Consider the following 8,673-nt stretch of genomic DNA (forward strand, 5'->3'; position numbering starts at 1 on the left):
TGAACTTGTAACAACAGGCGAGGGTCAAAAAGTCCATCTAAACMAATACGGATGTCACAGAGGATATTCGTACAGACCGCGTAAGCAACCAAGTATCGGTTGTTGCAAAGCACAGAGCTGTTCGGGAAGAAATGGTCCGCAGGCAGCAAGAGCTTGGCAAACGAGGTGGTGTCGTTATGGATGGAAGAGACATAGGCACTCACGTACTTCCAGATGCCGAAGTGAAAATTTTCTTGCTTGCATCAGTAGAAGAGAGAGCAAAACGCCGCTTTGAAGAGAATCAGAAAAAAGGCTACGATGTCAATTACGATCAGCTGATTGAAGAGATTGCAAGACGTGACAAGCTTGATTCTGAGCGTGAAGTTTCACCTTTAAAGAAAGCGGATGACGCCATTGAAATTGACACAACCTCCCTTTCTATTCAAGAGGTGGCAGGGAAAATTTTAGATGCAGCAGACCGCGTAGAGAAACAGTAAGAAATTTTAGAAAACTTTAATAAGTTAGAGGTTTATCTCTTGACAAACAAGGTCTTTTATTAGAAGTTTATACTAATACTATTTTTATTGATCATTCAAGCAATTATATTGATTTGAATGTTTCTATAATACATATTCGGCTGGCATTCATCATGCTTAAGACACATATTCGCCCAGTCGTTTTAACTAAGCTGTGTAGGTTTGGACCAAGGAGGTTATCGAAATGACAGAGGAAATGAATCAAATCGATGTTCAGGTACCAGAGGTTGGAGATGTAGTGAAAGGGATTGTTTCTAAAGTTGAGGACAAGCATGTCAATGTAGATATCGTCAATGTGAAACAACCTGGTATCATCCCAATCAGTGAATTATCAAGTCTTCACGTTGAAAAAGCATCAGATGTCGTGAAAGATGGCGACGAGTTAGAGCTTAAAGTAACAAAGGTCGAAGACGATGCTTTGATTTTATCTAAACGTGCTGTTGATGCAGACCGCGCTTGGGAAGACCTAGAGAAAAAGTTTGAAACAAAAGAAGTATTTGAAGCTGAAGTAAAAGACGTTGTAAAAGGTGGTCTTGTCGTTGACATTGGTGTGCGTGGATTTATTCCTGCATCTCTAGTAGAAGCACACTATGTAGAAGACTTCACAGATTACAAAGGGAAAACACTCTCACTTGTCGTGGTAGAACTTGACCGCGAAAAAAATCGCGTGATTCTCTCGCACCGTGCAGTCGTTGAGCAAGAGCAGTTAGACAAAAAGCAAGACTTCCTGCAAAAGCTTGAAGTAGGCAGTGTGATTGATGGTAAAGTGCAGAGGCTTACTGATTTTGGTGCATTTGTTGACATTGGCGGCATTGATGGATTAGTTCACATTTCTCAACTATCCCATGCGCATGTTGAAAAGCCATCTGACGTAGTAGAAGAAGGACAGGAAGTCCAGGTCAAAGTACTTGCTGTTGATCGTGATAACGAACGTATCTCACTATCTATTAAAGAAACATTACCAGGACCTTGGAGCCAAATTGGTGAAAAGGTAAAACAAGGTGATGTGCTTGAAGGAACTGTTCAACGTCTTGTGAGCTTTGGTGCATTTGTTGAAATTCTGCCAGGTGTAGAAGGGCTTGTGCATATTTCCCAAATCTCTCATAAACATATCGGCACGCCGCAAGAAGTCCTTGAAGAAGGGCAGACTGTTAAAGTGAAAGTGCTTGATGTGAATGAAGACGAAGAGCGCATCTCACTAAGCATTCGTGATTTAGAAGAAAATCCTGAAAAACAAATCGAAGAGGATTATCGTCAATATCAGGCGAAAGAAGAAAACACAAGCGGATTCCAGCTTGGTGACCTGATCGGCGATAAACTCAATAAACTAAAATAATTTGGTGATCAAAATTGACGCGAGCAGAAAGAAAGAAACAGCATATTGAGCATGCGTTGTCCACTGGCCAGCATGCAGCAACAGGTTTAGAAGATGTTTCCTTCGTTCACGCCAGTTTACCAGATCTTGCAACATCACAAATTGATACACATACGACAATTGGCGGACTGACTTTCGGTTCGCCAATTTTTATCAATGCAATGACTGGCGGGGGCGGAGAATCTACCTATGAGATCAACCGCTCTTTATCGATCGCAGCGAAGGAGACCAATATCCCAGTAGCAGTTGGATCACAAATGGCTGCACTGAAAGATAAAGAAGAAAGACGAACATATGAAATCGTTCGTAAAGTCAATCCGGATGGAATTGTATTTGCGAATTTAGGCAGTGAAGCGACGATTAAGCAAGCTCAAGAAGCAGTCAGCATGCTCGAGGCAAATATGCTCCAGATTCACTTGAATGTCATTCAAGAGATCGTCATGCCTGAAGGGGATCGCGATTTCAGGGGGGCGCTTGAGCGGATTGCAGCTATCGCTCAATCTGTTGGTGTGCCTGTTGTCGTGAAGGAAGTCGGATTTGGCATTAGCAAGGAGACGGCAAGAAAGTTATTTCATGTTGGGGTTGCAGCCGTTGATGTAGGCGGATTTGGTGGGACGAACTTTTCTAAGATTGAAAATCTCCGCCGCCAAAAAGCACTTCGTTATTTTGATCAATGGGGAATTCCAACTGCAGCGAGTCTTGCTGAAGTACATACAGCCTTTCAGAATCAAACGATTTTAGCCTCCGGAGGTATCAAAGATGCTCTTGATGTAACCAAATCATTAGCTCTTGGCGCATCTGCTGCTGGTCTTGCTGGATTTTTCTTAAAATCATTGACCAGTGGAGGAGAAAGCGGCCTCATCGCAGATATCATGGATCTTCAAGAAGATATCAAGATGATGATGACAGTGCTTGGTGTGAAGACGATTGAAGAATTGAGACAAGCTCCAGTTGTGATCTCAGGGGAAACAAGTCATTGGCTCAAAGAAAGAGGCGTTGACACAACGTACTATAGTAAGAGGGGCATGTGATATCACATGCCTTTTTTTTATTGATTTCTTTTTCGAGCGCTTTCTGGACCTTCTAATGCTGTTGCACCTTTATGATGAATGGATTGATCACGGTCAGATTCCACTCTTTTTGACGCCTTTAAACGCTTTTCCTGTCTATCTTTTCCCATCACTCATCCCTCCTCAATCATTAGGGTGTCACCTCTTGTTTATTTCATACAGAGCCGGTAACGATCCGCATGTTTAAAAATTGGAGATTTTCCCATAATGTAATTGAGGTGATGAGGCGTTGGAGGCTTTGTACTATTATTGGTCTATATGGTTCGTTTGGATTATGGTGACATTTATCATGGAAAAAAGTTTGTGGCGCAGCGTGCTAGGTATCTGTGTACTTGTCCATATTATATCCAGTCATTTCATGATATCCGTTCTAGATATGAGCATGAATGCGGGATTCTTGATGAATTTTTTATATGCATGTGCCGCTTTCGTCATATTCAGGCCTGGTTATCGATTCATGAGGATCATGCAATTGGGCTCAATGGTGAGCGCGTATGCCTTTTTTATGATGTTTGCATTATATGACCCTGTTTGGTTCACGATAATAAAGGTGGATTGGGTCGTATTTGCCTTGCTGATCTTAATGTGTATGACATATGGACAGCCGTTAACGGAAAGAATCACCCTATGGATGATGTCAGTATGTCTCGGCGAAGCCCTTTATGCGCTGACGATTCACCGCCTTACATCATCAATTGTCATAGGAGATCTCTCTTTTCTTTCCTTCGTTGTGCAAGGAGCGGTCTTCCTATTAGGTGTCGATCAGCTTGAAAAGCTCTTCAACGCCCGTTCATCAAGAAAATCAGTAAAAGGGGCTGCAAAATCAACATGACAGACTATACGTTTCCTGTGATTATTGGTGTCATCTTTGGGATGGCGGCCAGACTTTACATGCTAAGAACCGATTACCGGCAATACCCTACGTATATTCATGGACAAGTGATTCACATTGCGCTTGGTTTTATTGCGTCAGGATTAGGTGCGATCATTATGCCTGCGCTGATTCAGGAGGAATTTACGGCGATCACCTTTCTCACTTTGGCAGCCACGCAATTTCGCGATGTCAGAAATATGGAAAGAAATACGTTAACCCAAATGGATTCGTACGAGCTTGTCTCACGAGGCAGTACATATATAGAAGGCATTGCCATTGCCTTTGAAAGTCGAAATTATATTGCGATTCTCACTGCACTTATTACAACGACAGCCTGTATTTTCTTCTCGCTTGTTGTTGGAACAGTGGTCGGTATTCTTTGTTTTTTCATGGCAAAGCTATTAATGTCAGGCAGTCAATTAAAGGATATCGTCAATATTCAAAAAGGGGAACTTCGCTTTGATGGGGCAGGGCTTTATGTGAATGATATATACATTATGAATATCGGGCTGCCTGAAAAGCAAAAGCTCATCTTAGAGCATGGGATGGGCTTTATTTTGACGCCGAAAAATTTCAACTCTGCTACAACGATTGCCAACCTTGGACAGCGGCAAGCCATTTTATTTGATTTATCGAACGTGCTTGGCGTGTATCGCGATTCTGGGGAACCATCGCTCTGTCCGCTCGCAAAACGTGATCTGAATAACGGCACACTTGGCGTGTTCATTTTACCGCAATGGTATCGTGAAGATTTGGCTGTCCGTGTATTAGAAGAGGTGCCTATTTTAGAAAATGCCATTCGAATGCCGACAGATTTCATTAAAAAGAAAGTGAGGTAATAGGGCATGGCGAACACCATTGAACAATTTATATTGGCTGTGGCGACAACAAATAAAGAGAGGGTCATTGGCGGAACAGCCGTTTTTTTCTGTGAAAATAAAGAAGAACTCGACATGTATGCCATGAATTTAGAGGCCATTTTAGATGGAATTGCACACGGCATTGGAGAAGATCTTTACTTGATTGTCAAACATTTTTAAGTTATTCATTGTGGTCTGATTAAAAATTGATATAATATATAAGTTGAACCCTTCATGTTTGAAGGGTTTATTTCATAAAACTGAATGAAAATTTTAAATCCCGGTTGAAACATGATGATGAACATATTGAATCGCGGCTGGATTGAAAGGAAGGGTACTATGGGTAAACCTGTCGTAGCCATTGTTGGAAGGCCCAACGTTGGAAAATCTACAATTTTTAATCGAATCGCAGGCGAAAGAATATCGATTGTAGAAGACACACCTGGTGTAACAAGAGATCGAATCTATAGCTCTGCTGAATGGTTAAATTATGACTTTAATTTAATAGATACTGGTGGAATTGATATTGGAGATGAGCCATTCTTGGCGCAAATTCGCCATCAGGCAGAAATCGCAATGGACGAAGCGGATGTCATTATCTTTATGGTGAATGGCCGAGATGGCGTGACATCTGCGGATGAAGAAGTCGCAAAAATTTTATATCGCACGAAAAAGCCAGTCGTACTTGCTGTCAATAAACTGGACAACCCTGAAATGAGAAGCGACGTGTATGACTTTTATGCGCTCGGATTTGGCGAGCCGTTTCCGATTTCTGGAACACACGGGTTAGGTCTTGGTGATCTGCTTGATGCAGTTGCAGAACATTTTAAAAATTTACCGGATACGCAATATGATGAAGAAGTTGTTCAGTTCTGCTTAATTGGCCGCCCGAATGTAGGGAAATCTTCATTAGTGAATGCCATGCTGGGAGAAGACCGCGTCATTGTCAGCAACATCGCTGGTACAACAAGAGATGCTGTCGATACGATGTTTACGTACAATCAGCGTGATTTTGTCATTGTTGATACAGCAGGTATGAGGAAAAAAGGGAAAGTATATGAAACAACAGAGAAATACAGTGTGCTTCGTGCATTAAAAGCCATTGATCGCTCTGATGTTGTCGCTGTTGTACTTGACGGCGAGGAAGGCATTATTGAGCAGGATAAACGAATTGCGGGCTATGCACACGAAGCTGGTAAAGCGGTTGTCATCATTGTGAACAAATGGGATGCTGTTGAAAAAGATGAGCGTACGATGAAGGAATTTGAGCAAAACATCCGTGAGCATTTTCAATTCCTTGATTATGCACCTGTCTTGTTTATGTCTGCTCTTACGAAAAAGAGAATTCATACATTAATGCCGTCGATTATCACAGCGAGCGAAAACCATGCAATGCGCGTTCAAACCAATATTTTAAATGATATCATCATGGATGCGGTGGCGATGAATCCAACGCCGACCCATAACGGACAGCGCCTCAAAATTTACTATGCAACACAGGTGGCCATTAAGCCTCCGTCCTTCGTTGTGTTTGTAAACGATCCAGAGCTTATGCACTTTTCTTATGAGCGTTTCCTAGAAAACCGCATTCGAGATGCATTTGGTTTTGAAGGAACACCAATTAAAATATTTGCGAGAGCGAGAAAATAAAAAGGGTGAGCAGGATGAAGAAAATTTCCGTACTTGGAGCAGGCAGCTGGGGAACAGCTCTTGCGCTTGTATTAGCTGATAATCATCATGATGTACACATGTGGGGACATAGACAAGAGCTCATTGATCAAATCAATGAGAAACATGAAAATCATGATTACTTGCCAAATGTCGAACTGCCAGCGTCTATTCAGGCGACAACCGATATGAAGCAGGCTTTAGAGGGGACAGAGGCGATTATTGTCGCTGTGCCAACAAAGGCCATTCGTGAGGTATTGAAGCAGGCAAATGAGCTGATTTCATCGAAGGTGCCGTTTGTCCATGTCAGTAAGGGAATCGAACCAGATACACTTCTTAGAATTTCTCAAATGATTGAACAAGAAGTCCCATCTGAGAAAAGAGAAGCTGTCGTTGTCCTATCAGGGCCAAGTCATGCAGAAGAAGTAGGTCTGCGTCATCCGACAACTGTTACTGTCTCATCAGAAAATATTGAAGCAGCTCAATTTGTTCAAGATTTGTTCATGAACAATCATTTTAGAGTGTACACCAACCCTGATGTGATTGGGGTAGAAATTGGCGGCGCATTGAAAAATATCATTGCTCTTGCGGCTGGTATCACAGACGGACTTGGATATGGTGACAATGCAAAAGCGGCGCTTATCACTAGAGGACTTGCTGAAATCGCACGTCTTGGCACAAAAATGGGAGGGAACCCCCTTACATTTGCCGGATTAACAGGTGTTGGCGATTTGATCGTGACATGTACAAGTGTTCATTCGCGTAACTGGCGCTGTGGGAATTTACTCGGTAAAGGATATAAGCTCGAAGAAGTGCTTGAAAAAATGGGGATGGTTGTCGAAGGCGTCCGCACAACAAAAGGCGCTTATCAGCTTTCTAAAGAATACAAGGTCAGCATGCCGATTACAGAGGCTCTTTACGGCGTCCTGTTTGAAGGGAAAAAGGTTGACGATGCTGTAGAATCTTTAATGGCACGTGTGAAAACACATGAGATGGAAGACCTTGTGAACATGTTTGAAAACCAAACAAAATAAATGGAAAGACTGAACTTAGGCATGTAGAGGATGCAAGAAGGGGAAGACTTGCATAACATAGCAATGAAGTTTGAATAGAGCTTTGCCTCTACAGAATGAGGAAAATAGTCGATCCAATGACTGAAGCAGAGTCCCCCTCTTTGCTTCAGTTTTTTTATGCGCTTTTTTCTGAATGATTGGAAAAATGATTGATATTTACCTTATTTTTGGTTTAGAATGAAATATAAACGCTTACAATTCGTTCGTTTTGAAGGGGGACAGGCACGATGAGTTTTGCTTTAATCAAGATGTGGTTTGCGCTTGGTTCAATGGGGCTCATGTTTTTAGCCGTAGTAACCATTTATTTCAGCAGGTTTAAGCTGAAAAGCAAATTTCTTAAAATAACGGCCTCTACCGTCGCATACAGCTTGATGCTGATATCAGGTATCATTGTGTTTTTAGTTGTCTTTAGCGGGCCGGTCAATGAATAAAGAAAAGGAAGAATGTGATGATCAAAGCAAAAGTCAGTGTCACGCTGTTAGCACTTATGTTATTAACAGGATGTCTGTATCCAGAAAATCGCAAAGCTGAGAACCGGGTGCCATACGAAGAGCAGCTGCAAAGTGTCCAGACAGCGATTGAGGAATTTCAAAAAGCAACAAATGGTCTTCTGCCTATAGAAACGAAAGAAGCAGACACGCCGGTTTATCAGAAATATGTCATCGACTTTAAGCGCTTGTCACCAAGATATTTACACGACGTACCGTCTACATCTTATGAAGGCGGGGGCGAATATATTTATGTCCTCACAGACGTCGAAAAGAAACCAACTGTGAAACTGCTTGATGTCAAAATGACGCAGACCATCAATGAATTACGTCTTAGGATCAAGATGTATCAAGATGAACATACATATCCGCCATACGGCAAAGTCGTATCAGACAATTTATATACGTTAAATGAAAAAAAATTAGGATTAAAATCGCCGCCTGCGGTCATGAGTCCTGTGACAGGGAATTCCCTCCCATTACTAATTTCATCAAACGGTGACATCTATGTGGACTATCGCAGTGATTTTGCTCATATTTTGAAGAATACGAAGCAAAAGCTGAAACCAGGTGAAAACATTCAAGATGTATATTGGCAGGAAACTCCGTTTGTACCCGCGTTTTCTGTCCCATATACCATCAACAAAAAAGGTGAGCCTGCCTTTTTAGAAAAAAAGACGTCATAAACAAGAATGAACCTTTTTCCTCTGCATATAAATGAGGAGAAAGGTTTTTTTATGGCTAAACATA

10 protein-coding genes and 1 pseudogene are annotated in these 8,673 nt (G+C 41.8%); 10 read left to right on the forward strand and 1 reads right to left on the reverse strand.

Translation table 11 applies throughout. From position 1 onward, the window contains the following. From cmk to fni, 3 genes and pseudogenes are all read left to right on the forward strand, one after another. A pseudogene (gene cmk, locus AOQ70_RS10965) lies at window positions 1-476 on the forward strand ((d)CMP kinase); the annotation flags it as partial. Window positions 477-699: 223 nt separating this feature from the next. Beyond that, window positions 700-1,851 carry a 30S ribosomal protein S1 gene (gene rpsA, locus AOQ70_RS10970; RefSeq protein ID WP_041085926.1) on the forward strand — a complete coding sequence of 384 codons (1,152 nt, stop codon included), beginning with the start codon at window positions 700-702 and terminating at the stop codon, window positions 1,849-1,851. Window positions 1,852-1,865: 14 nt separating this feature from the next. Then, complete coding sequence (fni, locus tag AOQ70_RS10975; protein WP_059376261.1) at window positions 1,866-2,921, forward strand: type 2 isopentenyl-diphosphate Delta-isomerase; 1,056 nt, start codon at window positions 1,866-1,868, stop codon at window positions 2,919-2,921. A gap of 17 nt (window positions 2,922-2,938) precedes the next feature. On the opposite strand, the gene AOQ70_RS19305 is transcribed toward fni, so the two are convergent. Continuing rightward, on the reverse strand, window positions 2,939-3,070 hold the full coding sequence (locus tag AOQ70_RS19305) for a YpzI family protein (RefSeq protein WP_064497540.1): 132 nt from the start codon (window positions 3,068-3,070) through the stop codon (window positions 2,939-2,941). Between the two features lie 128 nt (window positions 3,071-3,198). On the opposite strand from AOQ70_RS19305, the gene AOQ70_RS20220 reads away from it, so the two are divergent. From AOQ70_RS20220 to AOQ70_RS11010, 7 genes are all read left to right on the forward strand, one after another. After that, the gene (locus AOQ70_RS20220) at window positions 3,199-3,792 is read left to right on the forward strand and encodes a YphA family membrane protein (protein ID WP_442854380.1); all 594 of its coding nucleotides are present in this window, start codon (window positions 3,199-3,201) and stop codon (window positions 3,790-3,792) included. Then, window positions 3,789-4,673: a YIEGIA family protein gene (locus AOQ70_RS10985; protein ID WP_039179575.1), complete on the forward strand. Its 885-nt coding sequence runs from the start codon at window positions 3,789-3,791 to the stop codon at window positions 4,671-4,673. Before AOQ70_RS20220 ends, AOQ70_RS10985 begins: the two co-directional genes overlap by 4 nt. 6 nt (window positions 4,674-4,679) lie before the next feature. Further along, a complete protein-coding gene (locus AOQ70_RS10990; RefSeq protein ID WP_008344527.1) occupies window positions 4,680-4,874 on the forward strand; it encodes a capping complex subunit for YIEGIA in 195 nt (64 codons plus the stop codon). A gap of 159 nt (window positions 4,875-5,033) precedes the next feature. Next, the gene (der, locus tag AOQ70_RS10995; RefSeq protein ID WP_041085918.1) at window positions 5,034-6,344 is read left to right on the forward strand and encodes a ribosome biogenesis GTPase Der; all 1,311 of its coding nucleotides are present in this window, start codon (window positions 5,034-5,036) and stop codon (window positions 6,342-6,344) included. 14 nt (window positions 6,345-6,358) lie between these two features. Beyond that, window positions 6,359-7,396 (forward strand): NAD(P)H-dependent glycerol-3-phosphate dehydrogenase, encoded by a 1,038-nt coding sequence (locus AOQ70_RS11000; RefSeq protein WP_041085916.1) that lies wholly within the window; start codon window positions 6,359-6,361, stop codon window positions 7,394-7,396. A gap of 266 nt (window positions 7,397-7,662) precedes the next feature. Then, window positions 7,663-7,866 (forward strand): DUF2768 domain-containing protein, encoded by a 204-nt coding sequence (locus tag AOQ70_RS11005; RefSeq protein WP_034280421.1) that lies wholly within the window; start codon window positions 7,663-7,665, stop codon window positions 7,864-7,866. A 17-nt stretch (window positions 7,867-7,883) separates the two neighbouring features. Then, window positions 7,884-8,609, forward strand: a complete 726-nt coding sequence (locus AOQ70_RS11010) for a hypothetical protein (RefSeq protein WP_059376268.1) — start codon at window positions 7,884-7,886, stop codon at window positions 8,607-8,609. The last annotated feature ends 64 nt before the right edge of the window (window positions 8,610-8,673 follow it).

Origin of the sequence: Bacillus sp. AM 13(2015), from assembly GCF_001518755.1 — a bacterium.
Classification (GTDB): Bacteria; Bacillota; Bacilli; order Bacillales; family Bacillaceae; genus Bacillus; species Bacillus safensis.

Bases quoted from the DNA above. Each gene is read 5' to 3' on its own strand.
- AOQ70_RS11000 (WP_041085916.1), top strand. From the start codon at position 6,359: ATGAAGAAAATTTCCGTACTTGGAGCAGGCAGCTGGGGAACAGCTCTT.
- AOQ70_RS10990 (WP_008344527.1), top strand. From the start codon at position 4,680: ATGGCGAACACCATTGAACAATTTATATTGGCTGTGGCGACAACAAAT.
- AOQ70_RS11010 (WP_059376268.1), top strand. From the start codon at position 7,884: ATGATCAAAGCAAAAGTCAGTGTCACGCTGTTAGCACTTATGTTATTA.
- rpsA (WP_041085926.1), top strand. From the start codon at position 700: ATGACAGAGGAAATGAATCAAATCGATGTTCAGGTACCAGAGGTTGGA.
- AOQ70_RS11005 (WP_034280421.1), top strand. From the start codon at position 7,663: ATGAGTTTTGCTTTAATCAAGATGTGGTTTGCGCTTGGTTCAATGGGG.
- AOQ70_RS19305 (WP_064497540.1), bottom strand. From the start codon at position 3,070: ATGGGAAAAGATAGACAGGAAAAGCGTTTAAAGGCGTCAAAAAGAGTG.
- AOQ70_RS10985 (WP_039179575.1), top strand. From the start codon at position 3,789: ATGACAGACTATACGTTTCCTGTGATTATTGGTGTCATCTTTGGGATG.
- der (WP_041085918.1), top strand. From the start codon at position 5,034: ATGGGTAAACCTGTCGTAGCCATTGTTGGAAGGCCCAACGTTGGAAAA.